Genomic DNA, 22,311 nt, shown 5'->3' with positions numbered 1-22,311 from the left:
ACTTTCGGAAGTCTCAATCTTCAGAATATTGGCCGAATACGCCGACGGAAATATCCGACCGTCGCTGTCACTCGAGCCCGATCCACACATAGCCGTCCTGTGTTCGGCAAGGGTAGACGGTCAAACTGGTGCGGTTCTTCGAAATGTCGCCCACGAACTCAAAGCCGGGCGAAGTACCATCCGGCTGCAACTTGGCCCAGTTCCTCACTTCGCCCGTAAGCAGGTCAAAACAGCTCTGATGCCAACGGCAAACCAGGCCCAGATCGCTGGTGATGGTGCTCCCGGTGTGTGGGAGATTCAGCGTTTCGACCTCAGCGGGATTCCGGCGTTCGTAGAGCGGCAGATGAAGATGCGGGCAGGCATTGTTGAAGGCGCAGTAGGTGTCAGGTCCGCGAACGACGACAATGTCGAAATCCTCAAAGGTGAGAATCCGGCGTTCGTGCGGCTGAAGCTCGTCTTCGGCAAATGCCCGAACCCACCTCCTACCGGCATGACGGACGGTCTCGCGGGGATGCCTGGCGTTCAGCTCGGCGTCGATTTCGGGCTTCAGCCCGATGACTTCGAACAGGCTCGTGCGCTCGCCGGTACCCCGAAGGCGTACCCTGACATAGTCGGCGACCTCGACCTTGTCGGCGATCTGGTCGTGAAGCGCCTCGGATATCAGCAGTCGAGTACCGGCATCCTTGTTTGCGGCTTCGACACGGCTGGCCAGGTTCACGACGTCACCGATTGCCGTCAGGCGTTCGTGTCCGACGAAACCCAGTGTGCCGATGACGGCTTCGCCATAGTTGAGGCCGATGCGAATATCGAAATCGATGCCATACATCGAGGCAAAGAACGGCTTCAAACGATCGACCGTCGCAAGGGTTTGAAGAGCCGCATTCACGGCGCGAAGCGGAGCGTCGGGCTGGTCGTCGACACCGAATATCGCCATCAGCCCATCGCCGATGAAGTTGTCGATGAAACCGTCATTCTGCTCGATAATCTCGCCGACCTGCGCGAAGTAGCGATTGAGCAGATACATCACGTCATAAGGCGAAAGCCGCTCCGACAGCGACGTGAATCCGACGATGTCGCTGAAGAAGATCGCAACACGTTTCGACTCGCCGGATCGCGTCGCGGCGGAATCGCAAAGCTGGCTGGTCATCATCAGGTCGGTTTCGTCCAGCACCAGGCGCCGGACGCGAAGCTCGCCTTGCGGCCTGAGCTGACAGGCCAGCCGAACCTCGTCCGCCAGTCTCAAGCGGTCCGCCATCGAAGTCTCATTTGCATTTCGGTGCGGGCAAGCCTCGAGGCCATCGAGAACCCATACACGGCAGGTCGAGCATTTCGCGCGCCCGCCGCACGCGTGGGCAAACGGCACACCCGACCTGAGAGCCGCCTCGAGCAAGGTCTCGTCGGCGCCCACCTCGATATCCGTCTGGTCAGGTAGAGCGGTTACTTTGGTCATGGTCCCGGACACCGCCAGCCGCGCAGTCGGCAATGCATTGTAGCACCAATCGGCCCGGATAATCGAATCATGCACAGCTCGGGCCGAACGAAGCCGAGACCGTTGGTCACAAAGGCCTGAGAAGGAGATGATGGAAGAGCAAAGACAGGCGTGGTACCGCGCCCCACGGCAGGGCCCTGACGCGCCATGCCCGACGTCAGCTTCGGTCAATTGCCTGGTACGTTCGCCTCGCCGCAACCCGGCGCCAACCAGAATGCAGTCGGCGCGCTCGACCATGTGAAATATGGCACGCGCACGGTGACGCGCAGCGTACAGGTCGGCGGAGGCCATGCATCGGGCCATGCCGGCTTCCTGCATGTCGGGGTCGGCGCTGCGGAGCGCGCCGAGATCCGCGTCAAATGGCCGGACGGCGAGTGGAGCCCGCCATACCGCGTCTTCGCCAACAATTTCGTCATTGTCGGCCGTGGCGCGAATGCGGCCAGATACTGGTATCCACCGGAGAACTGATACCAACGGCACTGGATGTCGACGCATCCGGTTGGGCGCTCACGCATCAATCCCCGGCGGATGCTCAGCATCCACCTGACCTCGATCGCTGGCGCGGCCCTCCAAGCGGGCGCGGCCACGCGGTTCAACGGTCGATATCATCGACCGTTGCCATAGGAACGACTGTCAGGCTCCGGCCCCGCAACAACCGCCCGCGCCACCTGAAATGCCGCGGCTCTGCATGATGCCCGCCGCCAGCTTCGCTTGACCTGAAGCCCTGCGGTCCAGGCCGCCGCCAACCTTGCGCATGAGGAGGCGAATGTCGTCCGGCTCATGGCCGTCGGCGATCATGACCTGCCGAATGATCGGCTCGTTGAGCAGTTCGTCGAGCGTGGGCTCGCGCTGATGCATCGTGCTGCTCCATCTGCTTAGATCACCGGAACCATAAAACGGAACTGTAACCCAATGATGTCATCGGCAGTCTTTTATGTTTCATCGTGCCGGTCTCAGTGCCTGGCGCCGGCAACATCATCGTCGCCATGTTCCGGGTGCTGCCGCGCACTTGAGCGGATTCGAGGCAACGGCCTGGCTTAGGCGTGCATGCTTGCGCCCTTGGTGATCTTGTCGACGATCTTCTTGTCGGCGCGAAGGGCAATGCCTGCCACCTTGGCATCGTCGGGCCCGAAAGTTGCAAAGACGGCGCGGTTGGCGGCATCGTGGCCGGTGGCGAACATTGCGTCGACATAGAGGGAGGTCGTGATCCCCCGCTCCAGCGAACGACGGTGGATCTGGCTCATGGTCGCCGCATCGGCGGACAGAACGATAACCGGCTGGACGGACATGGGGTTGTAGCGATTGCCATCGCGATCCACATATTCCTCGCCGATCATCTCGGGAGCTCGGAAGGAAAGGCCGCTGGTGAGGAAGGCCGTGACGTTCAGCTTCTGCCACACGGCAAGGTCACTGCGCAGGACGATGGCGACTTTGGTCTGGAACATGGATCGTATCACCGCTGGGAAGATGGCAAGATGTCTCCCGATCTAGGCTGGAACGAACAATCCGGTCTTGAACGTTTGTGCGGGCGCACCGACGAGGGCGGCATCGTGCCGGCACCGCCCTTCCCCGGCCTGGAGCGCATCGACGCCAGGTTCTTCGGCAACGCCTTCGAGCCTCATCGCCACGACACCTATGCGATCGGCGTGACCTTGCACGGCGTTCAGACATTCCGCTACCGGGGCGAGGTCCGAAACAGCCTGCCGGGCCAGGTGATCGTGCTGCATCCCGACGAGATGCATGACGGCGGCGCCGCGACCGATGCCGGACTTCACTATCGCATACTCTATCTCGAGCCCGCCCTGTTGCGGCGAAGCCTGGCAGCGAGCTATGCCCCGCTGCCTTTCGTCCGCGACCCCGTCGTCACCGATCGGCGGCTGCGCGAGACGCTGCTGCCCTGCCTCTCCGATATCGAGGGCGAACTCGACGAATTGGCCGTCGTCCAACTCGTCACCGAGTTGGCGGACGGCCTGTCGCGCCATGCCGATGGACCCGCCCCTTCCAGGATCACCCTCGATGTCCCCCGGCTGGAGATGGCACGCGACTATCTGGAAGCCAATCTCGACCGTGTCGTGCGCTCCGACGCGCTGGAGGGCGTGACCGGACTCGACCGGTTCAGTCTGGCGCGGCAGTTCCGCGCCTTTTTCGGGACCAGCCCGCACCGCTACCTGCTGATGCGGCGGCTGGCGCGGGCAACCGCCCTCATCCAGGCTGGAGAGAACCTGGCCGATATCGCGGCCAGGACCGGCTTTGCCGACCAGAGCCACCTGAACCGTCAGTTCAAGAAGGCGTTCGGTGTCACGCCCGGCCGGTGGGGCGCCCTGACGCGGGCCCGACGGCAATCGCCGGCCCGCGCTGGAGCAGCATTTCCGCCTTTCTTCGAAAAGCCGAGACGTCCTGACTCATTGTTGTCACGCAATTCCGGACGCAAGACCGCTGCGCACTCTTGCTGCAATTGCTCCAGCGGGGACGTCACGCCTCGTTGATGGCGTAGCCGGCGCCGCGGATGGTGCGGATCACATCGGGCATGCGGGCCGTATTGACCGCTTTGCGCAGGCGGCCGACATGCACGTCGACGGTGCGCTCGTCGATATAGATCGTTTCGCCCCAGACATTGTCGAGCAACTGGCTGCGCGAGAAGACGCGCCCGGGATGCTGCATCATGAACTCGAGCAGGCGGAACTCGGTCGGGCCGAGCTTGATCTCGCTCTTCTTGCGATAGACCCGGTGCGCTTCGCGGTCGAGCACGATGTCGCCAACCTTGAGCACCGTCGACAGCACTTCGGGCTTGGCCCTGCGCAGCAAAGCACGAACCCGGGCGACGAATTCCGGCGTCGAGAACGGCTTCACCAGATAGTCGTCGGCCCCGGTCGAAAGGCCACGCACCCGGTCGCTCTCCTCGCCGCGCGCCGTCAGCATGATGATCGGCAACCGCTCGGTCTCCGGACGCATCCTCAATCGCCGGCAGAGCTCGATGCCCGACACGGCGGGGATCATCCAGTCGAGGACCAGAAGGTCGGGTACGTTTTCCTGCAGCCGGAGCTCGGCTTCATCGCCGCGATTGATGACCTCGACCTGATAGCCTTCGGCTTCCAGGTTGTAGCGCAGGAGCACGCATAGCGGCTCCTCGTCTTCCACGACCATGATCTTGGGGGCAATCATGCGGGTCGGATCTCCTCGGTATTCTTGCGGTCAAGCCTTTCTCATTCGGCGACTGTCGTCGAGGTTTCGTCGTGTTTCGGCCGCTGCACCGGAAGCTGCTCTCCCGTCATGACGAAATAGGCGTTCTCGGCGATATTGGTGACATGGTCGCCGATGCGCTCGAGGTTCTTGGCGCAGAACAGGAGATGCGTGCAGGCCGTGATGTTGCGCGGATCTTCCATCATATAGGTGAGGAGCTCGCGGAACACGGCAGTGTACTGGACGTCGATCTTCTCGTCGTCTGCCCGCAGCTTCATCAAGGCCTGGGCGTCGTCGGCGACATAGTGGTCGACGACACCGTTGACCTGACCCAACACCATGCCCGACATAGCCTCGATCGAATGCGACAGGCCGCGCGGCGCGACGCTCTGGCCGACTGCGCCCACCCGCTTGGCGATGTTCTTGGCGAGATCGCCGATGCGTTCAAGGTCGGCGGCCATGCGGATCGCGCCGACCACCGCACGGAGGTCCTGCGCCATGGGCTGGCGCTTGGCGATCAGCGTGATGGCACGATCGTCGAGCTCACGCTGCTTTGCGTCCATCACGGCGTCGTCGGAGATCACACGCTGTGCCAGCGCCGTGTCGGAGTTGAGCAGCGCCCTGGTGGAGCCCTGCACCATCGACCCCGCAAGGTCCCCCATGTCGCGGATCAGCCGGTCGACATGATCGAGTTCGTCGTCGAAAGACGTGACGGTATGTTCACCCATGATCCTGTCCTCGTTGTCCTTCCGCCCGCCGCTTACCCGAAGCGGCCGGTGATGTAGTCTTGCGTGCGCTTGTCGTCGGGGTTGGTGAACATCTTGTCGGTGGGGCCCTCCTCGACCAGATAGCCGAGATGGAACATGGCCGTGCGCTGCGAGACGCGGGCGGCCTGCTGCATCGAGTGCGTGACGATGACGATCGTATAGTTCTCGCGCAGTTCGTCGATCAGCTCTTCCACCTTGGCGGTGGCGATCGGATCGAGCGCCGAGCACGGCTCGTCCATGAGGATCACCTCGGGCGACACCGCTATGGCGCGCGCGATGCACAGACGCTGCTGCTGGCCGCCGGAAAGGCCGGTTCCGGGCTCGCCGAGCCGGTCCTTGACCTCGTTCCAGATCGCAGCCTTCTGCAGGCTCCGCTCGACAATGCCGTCGAGGTCGGCCTTGTTCTTGGCGAGACCATGGATGCGCGGTCCGTAGGCGACGTTCTCGTAGATCGACTTCGGAAACGGATTGGGCTTCTGGAACACCATGCCCACCCGCGCCCGCAGTTCGACGACGTCGATCCTGGGATCGTAGATGTCCTCATCGTCGAGCGTGATCTTGCCGCTGACGCGGGCGATGGGGATAGTGTCGTTCATGCGGTTGAGGCAGCGCAGGAAGGTCGACTTGCCGCAGCCCGACGGCCCGATCAGAGCGGTCACCTCATTGCGGCGGATGTCGAGATCCACGTCGAAGAGCGCCCGTTTCTCGCCGTAGTGGACGGAAACCTTGTCGCCCTTCATCTTCACGGCGGGCGCATCGGCACCCTGCGTCAGCTTCTTTTCCACGGCTGCCTCGGTCAAGATGTTCATCTCACTACTCCCTTACCAGCGGCGTTCGAAGCGTTTGCGCAGGATCACGGCCACTGCGTTCATGATAACCAGGAAGCCCAGCAGGATCAGGATCGCGGCTGAGGTTTTTTGCTGGAAACCCGGCTCGGGGAAATCGGCCCACATGAAGATCTGCACGGGCAGGATCGTCGCCGGATCGGTGAAGCCGCCCGGGATGTCGACGATGAAAGCGACCATGCCGATCATCAGGAGCGGTGCTGTCTCGCCGAGCGCATGCGCCATGCCGAGGATCGTCCCGGTCATGATGCCGGGCATCGCCAGCGGCAGCACATGGTGGAAAACCGTCTGGACCTTGGAGGCGCCGATGCCGAGCGCCGCCTCGCGGATCGACGGTGGCACGGCGCGGATCGAGGCGCGCGAGGCGATGATGATGATCGGCAGCGTCATCAGAGCCAGCACCATGCCGCCGACCAGCGGCGCCGAACGCGGGAGGCCGAAGAAATTCAGGAACACGGCGAGGCCGAGCAGACCGTAGACGATCGACGGCACGGCGGCGAGATTGTTGATGTTGACCTCGATGAAATGCGTCCAGCGGTTCTTCGGCGCGAATTCTTCCAGATAGATCGCCGCGGCGACGCCGATCGGGAACGAGATCGCCAGGGTCACCACCATGGTGAGAAACGAGCCGACGATCGCGCCCCAGACGCCGGCAAGCTCAGGCTCGCGGCTGGCTCCGGTGAAGAAGAAGACGGAGTTGAACCGGCTTTCGACGAGGTTCTCGGCCTTCAGCGCGTCGAGCCAGACGATCTCCTTGTCCGAGATCTTGCGGGAGCTTTCGGGCATGTCGATGACACGAAGCGACGCTGCGCCGTTCGACGCAGGCGCCGTACTGGAAAGCTTGCGCAGAACCAGGCCCTTGGCGGTGGCGCCGCCGGCCGCGCCCTTGGCGAGGCTCTCGAGCTTCACAGTGCCGCCATTGAGCCCGACGAGCAGCGACGACGCGCCGCTGGTCAGTCGAAGCGTGTTGCCTTCTCCTTCGGTCGCTCCGGCGCTGCGGGCGATCGACAGGATGGCATCGCTCGAAAACGCCAGGTCGATGTCGCCGCTGTCGGCCGACGGGGTGACGTCACCCGCCAAGGGGTCGATGCTGCCCTTCGCGGCGAGCAGGCCCTTGAGATAGAGATCGGCGAAATCGTCGAGCGGCACGGCGAAGTCGACGGTCTTGCCAAGCATCGACGGATCGGCGGCAATGTCCTGGCGCAGGAATACTCCGGCGCCGGTCGAGGCCAGGCCCCGCATCAGCCTGCGGTCCTGGCGGCTTGTCGCGTCGGGGATCTTGGCTTCGAGCGCATCATGGATGATGCCGTCGTAGTTGACCTCGCCGAGCTTGGCAGGGTCGACCTTGGCCGCCGACAGATCCAGCGGCAGGACGAGATAATTCATCCGCAGCGCCGGGAGCGCCTGGATGACGATCGTCGACAGAAGCAGGACGAGAAAGAAAGCCGCGAGCCCTACCGCGCCGGCGCCCATCCACTTGAAGCGCTGCTCGGTAGCGTAACGCCTCTTCAGACGAGCCTTCGCCGCATCGTCGGTGTGGATGCTGGTCGGACGGGCGACGGCGCCGGGTAAAACGGTCGTATCAGTCATATTGCTCTCGGTACTTTTGGACGACGCGGAGGGCGACGATGTTGAGGGCAAGCGTGATGCAGAACAGCACAAGGCCGAGCGCGAAAGCGGCAAGCGTCTTGGCGCTGTCGAATTCCTGGTCGCCGACCAGGAGCGTGACGATCTGCACGGTGACGGTCGTGACGGCTTCGAGCGGATTGATGGTGAGATTGGCAGCAAGACCGGCGGCCATGACCACGATCATCGTCTCGCCGATCGCACGGCTTACGGCGAGCAGCATGGCCGAGACGATGCCGGGAAGCGCGGCCGGCAGCACCACCTTGCGGATCGTCTCCGACTTGGTCGCGCCGAGCCCGGCCGAACCGTCGCGAAGCGACTGGGGCACCGCATTGATGACGTCGTCCGAAAGCGACGAAACGAAGGGGATGATCATGATCCCCATGACGACACCGGCGGCGAGTGCCGATTCGGAGGCCACGCCAAGGCCGATGCTTTCGCCTAGCCCGCGGAAGAACGGCGCAACCGTCAAGGCTGCAAAGAAGCCGTAGACGACGGTCGGGATACCCGCCAGGATTTCCAGGACGGGCTTGGCGACGGCACGAACTTGCTTCGACGCATAGTCGGAGAGATAGATCGCTGCCATCAGCCCGATGGGCGCCGCGACCAGCATGGCGATGAAGGTGATGAGCAGCGTGCCGACGAACAGGGGAACCATGCCGAAAATTTCGGCGTTGGCCTCTCCTGCCTCCGCCCCGGCACCGGTGAACGCGCTCTGCGGGCTCCAGTGGGTGCCAAAAAGGAACTTGTAGAACGGCACCTGCTCGAAGAAGCGGAAGGATTCGAAGATCAGGGAGAGAATGATCCCGATCGTCGTCAGGATTGCGACAGCCGAACAGGCGATCAGCGCGATACGGACAACGCGTTCCACGACGTGCCGGGCGCGGAAAGCCGGCACGATCCGGGAATACGCAAGAAAGAAACCTGCGGCCGCAAGCAGGACCGAAAGCGCGACGATGATCCAGCTGCTGGTGGCATGGGCCGACCTGTACACCGCCGCCGCCGCCTCCTTGGTCGCGTCGCTGAAGCCGGCGACGCCGCCGAAGGCGATCGCCCGGGCGTCACGGATGAACGCTTCGGTCTGCGGCACGCCGAGGCCGGATAGCTCGCTGGCGAAACGAGCCTTGACGATCGAAGATTCGATGCCGGGCGTGATGATGCCCCAAAGGATGATGGCAATAAGCGCCGGACCGGCGGCTGCCAATGCCAGATACATGCCGTGCTGGCCGGGGAGAGAATGCAGCCGTGCGACGTCACCGTCGACGGCGGCAATGGCACGGGATCGTCCGGCGAAATATGCGATTACGAAGAGAGCGGCGAGCGCAAAGACGAGGTAACCGATCATGTTCAGGAGCCCTGATCCATTATCCAGACCACTGTTTCGCGGGACGCACAGCCTGGCGCAACGCATGCCGGACATATGCCGGCTTCCCCGCGCAACAGGCGGAGGAATCCGGCCCAGGCAGGTCTAAGCCCGGGCCGGATGGTCAAGAACCGACGGTCAGGACCCCATGCCCTTGAGGGCCTTGGCATCCTCGGCCTGCTTGGCGCGATCCGCGTCCGGCAGCGGGATCAGGCCTTTGTCGGCGAGATAGCCTTCAGGTCCCCACGCGCCCTCGGAAGTGTATTCGGCGATGAACTCTTCCATGCCGGGAATGACGCCGACATGTTCCTTCTTGGCATAGATGAAGAGCGAACGCGACACCCCGTAGTCGCCCGATGCGATGTTCTCGAAGGTCGGATCGACGCCGTCGACCTTGTGGCCCTGCAGCTTGTCGGCGTTCTGGTCGAGGAAGGAGAAGCCGAAGATCCCGAAAGCGTTCGGATTGGCTTCGAGTTTCTGCACGATCAGATTGTCGTTCTCGCCGGCTTCCACATAGGCGCCGTCCTCGCGGAGCTCGCCGCAGCCTTTCTCGTTCGCAGCCTTGACCTCTTCCTGACAGGCCGCATCCATCACCAGTTCGACGAAGGCGTCGCGCGTGCCGGAGGTCGGCGGAGGGCCGAGCACCTCGATCTTGGTCGCCGGCAGCGAGGCATCGATGTCCGACCAGTTCATGTAGGGATTGGGGACGACCTTGCCGTCGACCGCGACGTTCTTGGCCAGCGCCTTGAACACCTGCTCCTTCGTGAGGTCAACCGTCGCGCCGGCCTTGGAGTTGGCGAGCACGATGCCGTCGAAGCCGACCTTGATCTCCACCGGCGTCACGCCGTTGGCCTTGCAGGTCTCAAGCTCCTTTTCCTTGATGGCGCGCGAAGCATTGGTGAAGTCGGGCGTATTCTCGCCGACGCCGCCGCAGAACAGCTTCATGCCGCCGCCGGTGCCGGTCGATTCCACGACGGGCGTCTTGAACTTGCCGGTCTGGCCGAGCTTCTCGGCGACGGCAGTGGTGAACGGAAATACGGTGGACGACCCCACGATCTGGATCTGGTCGCGCGCGGCGGCGTAACCGGCGGACGCGGCGAGCGCAAGCGCGCCTGCCGACGCCGTAAGGAGGAATTTCTTCATCTGGCCTACTCCTGTCCGGAATTTCTTGCTGACGCCAGTCTTGAGCGTCCGGCATGGCCTTAAAGCCCCTGTGTAACAGTTCGATGACAGATTTGTGTCGATGCGGTAAAGCCTGCCGGGACTCGCGCAGAAGGTGTTTCGCCGGCCATATTTCGACCCCGCAGGGCGACAGAAACGTAACCGGCTAAGGGATTATTTGCCTATCGGGATCATGGGCGCGCAAGCGCTTCAATGCGCCCCGCCTGGACCCCTCGAAGAAACTCAGCGATTGCGACCCCATGCATCGCGCTTCTGCGGCGCACTGTCTTTGTCCCGAAAACGCCGCATGCCTTCAGGCGACATGTTTTAGCTCGCACAAGATTTTCGGGATGACAGGACGGACCAGTGCTCGATCTTCTCCAGCAGCGCGCGCGGGCTGATCGGCTTGGCGAGATAGTCATCCATGCCGGCCTCCAGGCAACGCTCGCGGTCGCCCTTCAGCGCATGGGCGGTGACGCCGATGATCGGCACGCGTCCGCCAACCGACGCCTCCGCCTCGCGGATGGCACCGGTCGCTTGCAGTCCGCTCATCTCGGGCATCGAGACATCCATCAGGATCATGCGGGGGCTCTTTTCGCGCCAGAATTCTACAGCGCGCCGTCCGTTGCCGACGATCTCGAAGCTCATGCCTGTCTCTGCCAGGATCTGGGTGAAGACCAGTTGATTCACCTCGTTGTCCTCGGCGACGAGGATATCGAGGCCATGCGCATCTCCCGGGTCGATCGCAGGGACCGGTGCGGCCACCGGAGCCGGCGGAGGCGCCGGCACTGCCTGCTTACCGCAAACCGTGCCGGCCCGGCGCTTCTGTATGATCCCCACCAGCGTCTCCAGCAGGATGGAAGAGCGTGCGGGCTTGATCAGATGGGCGTCGATGCCGAGATCGCGATAGGCAGCGTTCGACAGGGACTGGTCGACCGAGGTCAGCAGGATGATCGGAGTTCCCGCGACCACGGGCTTCGACCGTATCAGACGGGCGACTTCGGCGCCCGACATGACAGGCATCTGATAATCGAGGATGACGCAGTCGACGGCGAGGCCCAGACGCGCCGCCGCGTCGAGCACCCTCAGCCCCTCGGGGCCGTCCTCGGCCGCACAGGAATCGAACCCCCACGAAACCATCTGCTCGCTGAGGATGGCGCGGTTCACCTGATTGTCGTCGACGATCAGGATGCGGGCGCCGGTGACATCGACCGGTGTCACCGGGGTCGGCGCCTGCCTGTCGCCGTTCGGCAAGGTCAGCGTGAACCAGAAGGTCGAGCCGACCCCTTCGGTGCTCTCGACGCCGATGCGGCCCTCCATCAGGGCGACGAGACGCGAGGTGATCGCAAGGCCCAGGCCCGTCCCCTCGTGGCGCCGGGTCGAAGAGCCGTCGACCTGGCTGAATTTCTCGAAGACGAGGTCGAGCTTGTCCTGCGGGATGCCGATGCCTGTATCGGTGACGCGGATCGTCAGACAGGTCTCGCGGGCCACGCTCCGGCCGGTCACCTCGACCAATATGTGCCCCGCCTCGGTGAACTTCACGGCGTTGCCGACCAGATTGGTGATGATCTGACGGATGCGGCCGACGTCGCCGACATAAAGGCCGTGCAGCTTGGGCTCGATCCTGACGATCAGCTCGAGGTCCTTTTCCTTGGCGCGCGCCGCGACCAGCGTCGCGACATCCTCGACGGCCTCGGCGAGATTGAAGGGCGCGGGGTCGAGCACGAGCTGGCCGGCATCGATCTTGGAGAAGTCGAGAATGTCGTTGATGATGGTGAGCAGGGCATTGCCCGATTTCACGATGACGTCGGTGAAGGTTCTCTGCTTGGCATCGAGATCGGATTTCGCGAGGAGCTCGGCCATGCCGAGCACACCATTCATCGGCGTCCGGATCTCGTGGCTCATATTGGCCAGGAATTCCGACTTGGCGCGGTCGGCCAGCACGGCACGGCGCTGAGCCTCGCGCAGCTCGTGCTCGCGACGCTTGAGTTCGGTGATGTCGGTGGTCGAGCCGATCAGATAAAGCGAGCCGTCCGACGCGACCATCGTGCCCTTGCGGGCGATCTGCCAGCGACAGCTGCCGTCGGGCTCGGTGACGGTCTCTTCAACCTCCTGGTTCTCGCCGGTCGCCAGGACCGCGCGATCGCCCTCCATGAAGGCCTCGCCCTCGAGCCCGAAGATCTCGACGTCGGTCCGGCCGATCGCCTCCTGCCTGGAATGGCCGGTCAGGTCGCACCAGCTCCTGTTGACATAGACGAGCCGGAGATCCGGGCGCTTGGCATAGATCGAGACGGGGACGTTGTCGATGAGGCTCTGATAGAGCTCGTTGGCGCGCAGGCTTTCCCGGAGTTGGCGCTCGCGCTGCTTGAGCTCGGTGATGTCGACCCGTACGCCCACGAAGGTGCCCTCGTCGGTCCAGCCGTCGAAGACCTGATACCAGCGCCCGTCGGCATTCTGGCGCTCGAAGGCCGCATGGGGCAAACGATGCCGGGTCATATAGCCGTCCAGCCAGGCCTGCCGGTCGGTGTCGTAGAGAGCGTCCAGGGCGGCGTCGCCGCTGGCTCGGAAATACCCGATCGAACGGCCGTACTCGATCGCCTCCCGGAACGAGTTGCCGGGCTGCCAGACCGGTTCCAGATCGGGGAGCGTGCGCCGAACCTCCTTGTTGGCGAGCACGAAACGGTCGTCGCGATCATAGATGATGACGCCGGCCGGCAGCGAATCCAGCACGTCGGCCAGATGCTGTCGAGCCTGCTCGGCCTCCCGGCTGCGGCGTTTCACATCGGTGATGTCGAACAGGAAGCAGGCGAGGTAGTCCCTGCCGCTTTCGGTGCGCACCCTGTCCTTGCGCACCCACCTCGTTCGCCCGGGTCCCGAAAAATCGGAATCCTCCTCGAATTCCTGCGCCTCGCCCGTCGCCAGCACGGCGCGCTCGACGCTTGCGGAGGCGTGGGCTTTCGCAGGGGAGAAGAAGTCCTCGTCCTTCCTGCCGACCATGGCCTCGGGCTCGAGACCGAACATCCGCGCGAAGGCGGCGTTTACGATGACGAAACGCAGTTCGCTGTCCTTGACGAAGACCGGCTCCTGCAAGCCGTCGAGGACGGCTCCTGCAAGCCTGGCCTTTTCCAGGGCGTCGGCCAGTTGCGCCTCGCGCTCCTTGATGTCGGAGATGTCGTAGTAGCAGACCAGCCGTTTGCCACCCGTCAGGGCAGTCACCGAATAGATCATGGTTCGGCCGTCGGCGCGCTGGAACTCGCGGGGCGGGACGTCGCCCGCCTTGATCTCCTCGATCCGCCAGGTGACGTAGTCCTCCCAACCTTCGTCGGCGACGTCGTAGATGCCGTTGTGCCGGTTGATATCCATCAGCGCCCGGAACGGAGAGCCGACATCGACGTCGCCCGGCGTCAGCCTCCAGAGCCGGTAGAAGGCCTTGTTGATGATGCGGACAGTCAGGTCCCTGTCGATCAGGACGATGCCCATCGTCATGGCGTCGAGCGTGCGCTGACGGTCGGAGAGAAGAGCGCCGCCGCCCTCCTCGGTTTCGGCCGGCGGCGCCATGTCGCGACCGATCCCGCGATAGCCGAGGAACCGGCCACAAGCATCGAATCGCGGCTCGCCGGACATCGACACCCGTCGGCAGTGTCCGTCGGCGGCACGCAGCTCGAAGCAGAAGTCCCGGAAGGGGCGGCGTGCGCAAACGTCGGCCCTCAGGTCCACGCCTTCCCCCGCTCCGCTGCCCATCACGTCGAAAAGCGACCGGCCGCGCAATGCCGCCGCGTCGACGCCGGTCAGCCGCTGCAGATCCCGCGAGAGCCAGGCGAAGTGATGATCCGCGTCGGTTTCCCAGAACCAGACGCCGCCGGCCCCCAGCAGGGACGCCAATTCCGCCACGGCGATGTCGCGCGACGCACAGCCGTCGGCACCGGCCAGGCGCACGGCTCCGTCCTGCACGATATTTTCTCCGGACGCGGGCCTGGACGACATGTCGCCCAGCGCGCCTTGCCCATCCCGCAATGCCACCGGCAGAGCCCCCATCGGTCGAGCCTGGTTCGGAGCAGGAATTTGCCGGAGAAGCATTAACGATCGACTAACCATATGCGCGCAGCGCGTATCTTGTTCCCGCACCGCGCGCAGACGCTCTTCATTCAGAAGAGGATCATGTCCGCAGCAGCAAGCGCATGGGGCTTGTCGAGCGCCGCCACCAACGCCTTGGCCGCCGCGCCGTTTCCGTCCTGGTCGCAGTAGAGCGATCTGGAGCCCGCTTTGTAGATGAAGCGATCGTCGGCATCGATCCGCGAGGTCGGACTGGACACACCGCCAACGCGGGCGCCTTCAAGGAAAAAAAGTGCCAGTTCGCTGTCCGGCTGAAACAAATCAGGTTTCAGCGCTGCCTTCACAGCAAGGGCATCACCGACAGCTGAAATTGGATTCTGCCTCATTTTTGTGTGGCGAAGCGACAGCATTCCCGGTCGGAGCGACGCGGTGCCAGCACATCCATACATTGCCCGCTTCGATCATGCGCTCAGGCTGCGTGCTGCCGGGCCGATGCGAAGGGTACCTTGTCGTCGGATACTCCTCTCAAGCAGAAGGTTGACGCTTTACGCTCGGAGACGCCCGCCGGTCACCTCTCTGATCACTTGAAGCCTCATCGACGCCGCGCCCTCCCGCGCGAGCGGGTTCCTTCAATGTGACGGGGTCGTGACGAATACGACCCGCCAGCACCTGCTGCCCGGCTCTGGCGGAGAGGACAGGTTGCTCCGCCAACCAAAGAATAGCACAATCCGTAGATGCTAATGTCTCTTGGAGCTGACAAAGTCGCGTTCGGGACCCAAAACCGCTATTCGGTCAAATCGAATCGGTTGCAGTTCTGAAATGCACTCCGTCAACGACTCCATACAGGCCATCAAGCTCGTAGCGATCGTCTCCACGTCAGGCCGCGTCAGCGGCAGTCGATCTATGACGTCGCGGACTTCCGCGCTGTGGTAGGGGTCGACCCGACCGTGTAGCCGGAAAGTCCGGAACGCCACTTCGGGCAAGCCCGATGTGTCGCGAATACGGTCAATAACATCGGTGCTCGGCGGGAAGGATTCGAGCACCATGATGCAGCCGAGGAGAGTGATCGGATGGTAATGCTCGACCCAGTAGCGCTGGGCGCCGGCCAACCGCGCCACCGGCGGCGGTGGCATCTGTCGCAGAACCGCCGCAGGATCGAAACCAGCGGCCTCCAGGTCCTCCAGTGCCCAAACGTCGTGGTCCCGCTCTTCTTTGAGGTGATGTTTGTAGTACTCGATCAGCGGCGGTACGAGTGGATCGGCCGGCCCGATTTCATTCAGTCGGCGGATCGCTGCCTCCATCACCGGCACTGAGGCGCGCATGATCTGATGCAGCATGATCAGAAATGCCGGAACAATTTCCCTCGGGTTTTCATTGACCCATAAGCGGGAAAAGACCGCATCCAGCGGTCCTGTGCACATTGTCATTCTTGCGCGCAGAACCTCGCTCGCTCTGGGTGCCGCGGGATCTGTCATTGAACGATCTCCCAAATTCTGCGGCGACGATTATTTTTGACCAGGATTACCGAATTCCCGCAGTGACTCGCTGACTGAAAATCTCTACGCCGCAGGATAATAACGTGCTGCATCTGGTCGCAAGACCGATCAAAGATGCACAGCCGCCGTTCGGGATAGGTCTTTCGTGGACTCGGTCGCGGACCAATGATAGCCTATATTGTGATACTTACTTACATCGAACTCGGTGTACGGGTAATGGAGGGCGCAGATGGCCAATCTCCCGAATTTTCAAAGCAATCTCCAGTTCTTAATCGACCAAGGTGCAATTCCTCAAACGGATCCTGATCACCTGGGTGACAGTATCAAGCAGGCTATCAACGATCTGACCCCATCGGAATTGGAGACGCTGGTCAGACTGGCAAAAACAGCCAAGGCACATCTGTTCGTGCACGACGCGAACAACAACGTTATCGCGATGGGACTCTGAACGGACCTCTGCGACGTTGTACCTGAGCGATTGTCCGCTGACCCGCGGCGAATGCTTCGTCAAGGTCAGCGAGGCGTCTGGTCGCGTCACAGCGCTAGAGGAGACCGAGCGGCGTGTGGGGAGACTACTCGACGCGATTCCAGTCACACGGGTGTCCGATATTTCTCGGCTGGAGTTGTCGCCGGCACCGGTGATGGCCGCGATTACTCCCCTTGCCCGCGATTTGACCACGCATATGGGCAAAGGTTTGACCGTACGTGCCGCCCGTGTCAGTGCGATCATGGAAGCCATAGAACGGATTTCAGCGGAAACCGTACGTGGCGATGTTCGGCGCGCCAGCTATTCGCAACTGATGGAACAGGGGCTCAAATGCGTCGATCCTGAGCGGTTCGACCTTCCGCCAACGACGGCCTACCGCCCGGATCTGCCGATCGATTGGGTATCGGGCTGGGACCTGATCGGGAAATGCGAGATCCAGGTTCCTACCGACCTATGTGTCTCGCCACCCGGTCAATGTGTCCTGGACCAGGTCGACACCAATGGCCTCGCAGCCGGTGCAAGTTTTGGCGAGGCGATCCGCCACGCACTTTTGGAGGTGATCGAGCGGGATGCGAGCAGTCAGCAGCTGTTCTTCGAATTGTTTGGGACAGGCCACCTGTGCGGGCCAACGCGAAAGCGGATCAGCCGCAGGCTGTTGCCAACGACTTGCGCCGAACTCGTCAGCCGGGTCGAAACAGACCGTGTCAGTGTCGTCCTGGAGGAAATCACCACCGATATCGGCATCCCGGTCATGGCCTGTTATTTGATTGACGCAGCCTATCCGGCCGCGACAGGAACAACGCGGGTGATTTTCGGCGGCTGGGGATGCGATCCGAGCCCCGAACACGCATTGAACCGTGCTCTGACCGAGGCGCATCAATCGCGGATCGGCACGATCCAGGGCACGCGTGATTCATTCAATCTGATCCAGGGCAGTGACCGGGACTTCACTCGGCAAATGCGAGGCACCATTCTAAAGGACGCGCCCGAGGAGACTTTAACCGTTGCCGACGGCTTGTCCGACAGCATCGCGGAAGACGTCGAACTGATTGTCGACCGTCTGCGCTCCACGGGGGTCGATCAGGCGGTCGTCGTGGACATGTCGGATCCCAGTCTGGGTGTGCCGGTGGTGCGGGTCCGGGTCCCCGGCCTTGCCATGTTCATGGTCGACCGTTGCCGGGTCGGATGGCGCTGCATGCGCCACATTCTGTAATCTGACCAATGCCTTCTGCGGGGTTGCAAACGGTTGTTTTTGTCGGTCCATCTTGCCCGCACGATCTGATCTGCGCCGTACTGCCGGACTCCGTCATTGCTCCGCCAGTGCGGCGTGGCGACTTGTATCGGCTTCGGCTCCTCGATTTCTCAGTTTTCGTAATTCTGGACGGGGTGTTTACAAATCTGTTGGCAGTGTCGCCGCGCGAAGTGGTGGACGTGCTGCAGGACGGGGCGGCGGTCATCGGCGCTTCAAGCATGGGGGCGCTGCGGGCCGTCGATTGTGGGCCGGCGGGCGCGGCAGGCCATGGGCGCGTCTACCGCATGTTCCGTCGCCGACTGCTGACTTCCGAGGACGAGGTGGCAGTCATGTTTCGGCCGGAGGCGCCCTATCCAGCGCTTTCCCAGTCGCTCGTCAACATGCGCTTCGCCTTGCGCCGAGCCTGCCGTTCCGGACTCCTGGACCGGACCGAAGCGGAGGCGATGGTACAGGCAGCCGAGCTCTTGCCATATGAGCGCCGTGACTGGACCACGGTCGCAGAAAGCGCACGGGTTCGGCTCTCGCGGAGCCAGCTTGCCTCGCTCAAGTCCTGCGATGTCAAACGCGAGGATGCGCTTGCCTGCTGTCGTTGGGCAGCGCGGCAGCTCCGTGTTGGCGCAATCGTGGCGGCACCGAGGCAGGACCGGAGCCGGCCTTTCGAAACCATTTCGAAAGACCGTGAGCGCACTTGGGATCCGCTGGACGGTATGGACCCAGGCACGATTCTGCCCGCCTTCTTCGAGTGGCTTTGGCTGTCGGGCCAGAGTGATGCGATCGCCGATGCGGGCGGACTTTCTGCTGCGCTCCGACACGGTCATATCTCTGAATTCGTTCAGAACGTCGACCTCCAGGCACCGTCCGCCGAACTCGGAGCATTGTTGATGCGCTTCACGGCATTTAGCCGGTCAAGATTGCTGGCCGAAGAACTCCATCTGTCGGGCAGCCCTCGGGATTTCGCGCGCGCCCGAGTAGAGATTGCTTGCGCCCACAACGCCCACGGCTGGGAAGACCTCATCGATCGAACCGGCCCCCGGTCGGCACTTGCGCGGAAGCTGCGAGGCTACAAGCGCGACCGTGCTCGTATTTTCGCGTTGACCCGCAGCGTTCTCTTCCGACACCCGGCATCGGGCAATGCCACGCTGCCGGTCTGGCAAAGATCGCGAAACGTGCGCCAACCTGCCGAAGGGCATTGAGGAACGAACATAACGATGCGCAATTGGGGAATCTATTGCCGCCAATTCCGCCCTCGGCGCGGGGATCCTCTTCTGGACGCTTTGAGCCCCATGACATAAAATCGGCGGACCAAACTGGGAGGCGCCGCAGTTGTCCAAACGCAAAGGCGACCTGCTGGCATTTCTCAAACGGCACCGATTGGATCGCCACGCGGGAGTGCTTTCGGAAACCGGCGTCGATCTGGACAGCTTGGGCCTCCTGACGGAAGGCGATCTAAAGGAGCTGGGCTTGCCGGTCGGAGATCGGCGCAAGCTGCTTTTTGCTGCCAGCAAACTCCCGGGACCGGCCATCGGCTACCTTCAGTCGGACTTTGAAGGCTTGCTAGCCGAACGGCGGCACCTGACGATCCTGTTCTGTGACATGGTGGGATCTACTGCGCTGTCGAAGCGCCTCGATCCCGAGGATTTCGCCGATGTCATTAGAGCGTATACCCTACGGACCAAGGCAGCGATCGAGCGCTTTGGAGGTCATGTCGCAAAGGTCATGGGGGACGGCGTTCTCGCCCTGTTCGGCTATCCAAGCGCACACGAAGACGACGTCGAACGCGCGGTGCTGGCGGCCCTTGATTGCTTGAAGGCCAACAGGAACGCGCCGATCCGGACGGAAACGGGCGATCGAATCGAGGTTCAAGTCCGCATCGGCCTGCATTCCGGGCTGGCTGTCGTCGGCGCGCTCGACGCCGGCACGCGTAGCAATGATATTGTGGGCGACGCTCCCAATATTGCACAGCTGCTGCAATCGGTGGCAGCTCCGGGCGAAATCCTCGTCAGCCCTCAAATCCAAAAACTTGCAGGAGAGCGGTTTGAATACGAGGCGCTGGAGCCACGTATCCTGAAGGGAATACCCGAGCTGATTACGCCGTACCGGGTGCGTCGAGAAATCAAGACCAAGACGCGCTTCGAGTTGCGCAACAGGAGATCACTTGCACCGCTGATAGGCCGGAGCGACGAACTTGAACGTCTGCTCGACTGCTGGGCGCGGACCAAGGCAGGCTCCGGTCAGGCAATCCTGATTGCCGGTCCTGCCGGAATTGGCAAGTCGCGGTTGTCGAGCGCGTTTCTCGATGCGATCCGGACCGAAAGTAAGGACGTCCTGACCTTTCAGTGTTCCCCACATCACACGGGAACGCCGCTCCGCCCTGTGGTGACGCGGTTGACCCGGGAACTCGAGGCCCTGGTTGCAACTGGTGAACCGAGCTTGCTGGATGCAGCATCGGCTTGGCTCGGGCCCAAAGAAGACCCGGACGCGAAAGGTCTGGCGCTCCTGACCGCGCTCTTGTCGATAGACGCCGCAGAGCGGGCGGTGACACTCGACATGACCCCACGTCAGCAGATGGAAGAGACGCTTCTACTGCTGGTTAGCCACTCAATTGCCATGGCGCAGCAGCGGCCGCTGCTGCTTCTGTTTGAAGACATGCATTGGGCTGACCCAACCACTCTGCGCCTCGTCGATCTGTATCGCAAGAAATTGACGGGCGAGTCAGTCATGCTGATTGCCACGTCTCGGTCCGGCGCTGAGCATGGCCCGCCGCCGCTGGATTTGCCGCTCGAGATACGGCTGGACCGGTTGCCTGATCCGGTCGTCATGGATCTGGTACGAAATGTGGCGCACCCGTATGAGATACCTCCTGAAACGGTGCGCACGATCGCGCGGCGGGGAGAAGGCGTTCCGCTATTCATTGAGGAACTGACCAAATCGGTGGTCGAACGCCTGATCAGCCGCGAGTTCGAGTCTGAAGAGGCAACCAAGGACGACCATCTCGTTCCCGACAGCCTGGTGGATTCGCTTTCGGCGCGGCTCGACGCCCTACCAAGCGCAAAACACCTTGCGCAAATCGCCGCTGCCATCGGACACGAGGTCCCGCAGGATTTGCTGCAACGCGTTTCGGGATATGCGCCGGACAGATTCCAGGCCGCTGTTTCCGAACTGGCACAGGCTCGCGTGATCCGGTCCTTTCCGGAGACGAAAGACGATCCTCTGGTGTTCGGCCACGCTTTGATTCAGGACGTGGCCTATCAGCTTTTGCTGCGCAAGGATCGTCGTGATATTCACGCGAAAATCGTCGGGGCGCTCGAACGCGACTACAAAGAAACCTGCAATCAGTTGCCCGAGGTTCTGGCGCGCCATTGCGAGGAATGCCGACGGATCGAGAAAGCAGTCCGCTATCTGATAGACGCAGGAGTAAAGGCAACCCACCGCTCAGCGAATATCGAGGCACTCAAACACCTCCAGCATGCCCGCGATCTGACACGCGGCAAGATGAACATGGCGACGCCGGAGGCTCTGGCGCTCGAGCTCGAGATAGAAAGTGCCATCGGTACACCGCTTATTTCTGTTGAAGGCTACACATCCAGGGAGACCATTCGGGCCTTCGAAAGGGCCGAAGAAATCTCGGTCGAGTTGGGTGACGATCAGGCCCGGTTTCGTGCGCTGTTTGGGCTTTGGGGGCACCGGTGGATGGCGGGCTATCTGGATCTGTCGCAGCGCTTTGCAGAGGAAATGCTCAACCTTTCGGAAAACGATTCGGCACCCGAAAGGAGAATCTTGGCACATCGCTGCGCGGGAAGCAGTTGTTGGATCATGGGAGAGTTCGGACGGACCCGATACCACTTTGGGCAAGTCAAGGCTCTTACCCAGGATATGGATACTAGGGAGCTTGCCGACCGGTTCGCAGTCTGCCCGCGTGTGGTCGCGCACGTCCTGGGCGGCTACGCGATGTGGCTGGAGGGCAGCAAAGAGGAAGGTGCCTCTGAAGTTGCGGTCGGGCTGGTACGAGCCTATGACATGAAACATCCCTATAGCATGGCGTTGTCGCATTCCATGGCAGGCGGGCTGAAGCTCCTGACCGCGGACTTCGAGGGGCTGATCGAGCACACCGAAGCGTTGCGAGCGATTTCAAAGGATCGCCGCTTTCCCTTTTGGCTGGCCTATGCCGAAATCTTCGAAGGCGCGGCGCTGGCTGAGAAAGGAAAATTCGACGAAGGCCGAGACAAAATCCTGAAGTCCATCGAGGCATACAACGCCATGGGCGTGATGATCCACCGCACCATGCAACTCGTGCAGCTGTCAGATATCGAGGTCAGGAAAGGCAACATCCGCTCGGCTACGCGCTGGCTCGACGAAGCGGAGGCCGTGGGAAATCAGACCGGGGAACGTCAATGGTTCGGTCTGATCAGACAAAGGAGGGCCCGGATAGATACCCGCACGCAAGCTCTGGGTCCCTCGAATCAGTCGGTGCATTAGCCCCGCATGCATCCTGGTGCCGCCGTTCAAATGAGCCGGGCCTGGGAGCTCCACTCTGCCGGAGGCCAGCGCATCAGCGGTTGGAGTTGCATCGTCGGCGGCTGCCGCCCATCAAG

At 62.5% G+C, this 22,311-nt stretch carries 18 protein-coding genes; 6 read left to right on the top strand and 12 right to left on the bottom strand.

Translation table 11 applies throughout. The features are described from left to right. Window positions 1-67: 67 nt before the first annotated feature. On the bottom strand, window positions 68-1,726 hold the full coding sequence (locus JN302_RS11475) for an adenylate/guanylate cyclase domain-containing protein (protein ID WP_202332932.1): 1,659 nt from the start codon (window positions 1,724-1,726) through the stop codon (window positions 68-70). Window positions 1,727-1,747: 21 nt separating this feature from the next. On the opposite strand from JN302_RS11475, the gene JN302_RS11470 reads away from it, so the two are divergent. Further along, window positions 1,748-1,957 carry an ASPIC/UnbV domain-containing protein gene (locus JN302_RS11470; RefSeq protein ID WP_244846292.1) on the top strand — a complete coding sequence of 70 codons (210 nt, stop codon included), beginning with the start codon at window positions 1,748-1,750 and terminating at the stop codon, window positions 1,955-1,957. 165 nt (window positions 1,958-2,122) lie between these two features. Here the strand turns inward: JN302_RS11470 and JN302_RS11465 are convergent, their stop codons facing one another. Both JN302_RS11465 and JN302_RS11460 read right to left on the bottom strand, forming a co-directional pair. Further along, complete coding sequence (locus tag JN302_RS11465; protein WP_202332930.1) at window positions 2,123-2,347, bottom strand: hypothetical protein; 225 nt, start codon at window positions 2,345-2,347, stop codon at window positions 2,123-2,125. 179 nt (window positions 2,348-2,526) lie between these two features. Beyond that, entirely contained in the window at window positions 2,527-2,934 is a 408-nt protein-coding gene (locus JN302_RS11460; RefSeq protein WP_202332929.1) for a DUF2000 family protein, read from the bottom strand. 30 nt (window positions 2,935-2,964) lie between these two features. On the opposite strand from JN302_RS11460, the gene JN302_RS11455 reads away from it, so the two are divergent. Then, window positions 2,965-3,975: an AraC family transcriptional regulator gene (locus JN302_RS11455; protein ID WP_244846291.1), complete on the top strand. Its 1,011-nt coding sequence runs from the start codon at window positions 2,965-2,967 to the stop codon at window positions 3,973-3,975. On the opposite strand, the gene phoB is transcribed toward JN302_RS11455, so the two are convergent. From phoB to JN302_RS11410, 9 genes are all read right to left on the bottom strand, one after another. Further along, window positions 3,962-4,651, bottom strand: a complete 690-nt coding sequence (phoB, locus tag JN302_RS11450) for a phosphate regulon transcriptional regulator PhoB (RefSeq protein WP_202312223.1) — start codon at window positions 4,649-4,651, stop codon at window positions 3,962-3,964. The genes JN302_RS11455 and phoB overlap by 14 nt on opposite strands. 41 nt (window positions 4,652-4,692) lie before the next feature. After that, window positions 4,693-5,397: a phosphate signaling complex protein PhoU gene (gene phoU / locus JN302_RS11445; RefSeq protein WP_202312222.1), complete on the bottom strand. Its 705-nt coding sequence runs from the start codon at window positions 5,395-5,397 to the stop codon at window positions 4,693-4,695. A 32-nt stretch (window positions 5,398-5,429) separates the two neighbouring features. After that, entirely contained in the window at window positions 5,430-6,245 is an 816-nt protein-coding gene (gene pstB, locus JN302_RS11440; RefSeq protein WP_202312221.1) for a phosphate ABC transporter ATP-binding protein PstB, read from the bottom strand. Window positions 6,246-6,257: 12 nt separating this feature from the next. Then, a complete protein-coding gene (gene pstA / locus JN302_RS11435; protein WP_202312220.1) occupies window positions 6,258-7,871 on the bottom strand; it encodes a phosphate ABC transporter permease PstA in 1,614 nt (537 codons plus the stop codon). After that, on the bottom strand, window positions 7,864-9,252 hold the full coding sequence (gene pstC / locus JN302_RS11430) for a phosphate ABC transporter permease subunit PstC (protein WP_202332928.1): 1,389 nt from the start codon (window positions 9,250-9,252) through the stop codon (window positions 7,864-7,866). The genes pstA and pstC overlap by 8 nt, the downstream gene beginning before the upstream one ends. A 156-nt stretch (window positions 9,253-9,408) precedes the next feature. Continuing rightward, window positions 9,409-10,413 carry a PstS family phosphate ABC transporter substrate-binding protein gene (locus JN302_RS11425; RefSeq protein WP_202312218.1) on the bottom strand — a complete coding sequence of 335 codons (1,005 nt, stop codon included), beginning with the start codon at window positions 10,411-10,413 and terminating at the stop codon, window positions 9,409-9,411. Between the two features lie 345 nt (window positions 10,414-10,758). Next, window positions 10,759-14,415, bottom strand: coding sequence for a response regulator (locus JN302_RS11420; RefSeq protein WP_446720749.1), 3,657 nt, complete (start codon window positions 14,413-14,415; stop codon window positions 10,759-10,761). A gap of 161 nt (window positions 14,416-14,576) precedes the next feature. Then, window positions 14,577-14,894 (bottom strand): hypothetical protein, encoded by a 318-nt coding sequence (locus JN302_RS11415; RefSeq protein ID WP_202332926.1) that lies wholly within the window; start codon window positions 14,892-14,894, stop codon window positions 14,577-14,579. Between the two features lie 327 nt (window positions 14,895-15,221). Beyond that, a complete protein-coding gene (locus tag JN302_RS11410; protein WP_202332925.1) occupies window positions 15,222-15,959 on the bottom strand; it encodes an iron-containing redox enzyme family protein in 738 nt (245 codons plus the stop codon). A gap of 250 nt (window positions 15,960-16,209) precedes the next feature. Here JN302_RS11410 and JN302_RS11405 point away from each other — a divergent pair, with 250 nt between their 5' ends. The 4 genes from JN302_RS11405 (at window position 16,210) to JN302_RS11390 (ending at window position 22,195) form a co-directional block, all read left to right on the top strand. Continuing rightward, window positions 16,210-16,428, top strand: coding sequence for a hypothetical protein (locus JN302_RS11405; RefSeq protein ID WP_202312212.1), 219 nt, complete (start codon window positions 16,210-16,212; stop codon window positions 16,426-16,428). Window positions 16,429-16,444: 16 nt separating this feature from the next. Continuing rightward, entirely contained in the window at window positions 16,445-17,680 is a 1,236-nt protein-coding gene (locus tag JN302_RS11400) for a YcaO-like family protein (protein WP_202332924.1), read from the top strand. 122 nt (window positions 17,681-17,802) lie between these two features. Next, on the top strand, window positions 17,803-18,912 hold the full coding sequence (locus tag JN302_RS11395; RefSeq protein ID WP_202332923.1) for a TfuA-like protein: 1,110 nt from the start codon (window positions 17,803-17,805) through the stop codon (window positions 18,910-18,912). Window positions 18,913-19,042: 130 nt separating this feature from the next. Continuing rightward, window positions 19,043-22,195 carry an AAA family ATPase gene (locus JN302_RS11390; RefSeq protein WP_202332922.1) on the top strand — a complete coding sequence of 1,051 codons (3,153 nt, stop codon included), beginning with the start codon at window positions 19,043-19,045 and terminating at the stop codon, window positions 22,193-22,195. The last annotated feature ends 116 nt before the right edge of the window (window positions 22,196-22,311 follow it).

The sequence above is a fragment of the Mesorhizobium sp. L-8-3 genome, from assembly GCF_016756615.1.
In the GTDB taxonomy this organism is placed as follows: domain Bacteria; phylum Pseudomonadota; class Alphaproteobacteria; order Rhizobiales; family Rhizobiaceae.
The sequence above is the reverse complement of the archived record's forward strand: the minus strand, read 5'-3'. Positions and strand labels throughout refer to the sequence as shown.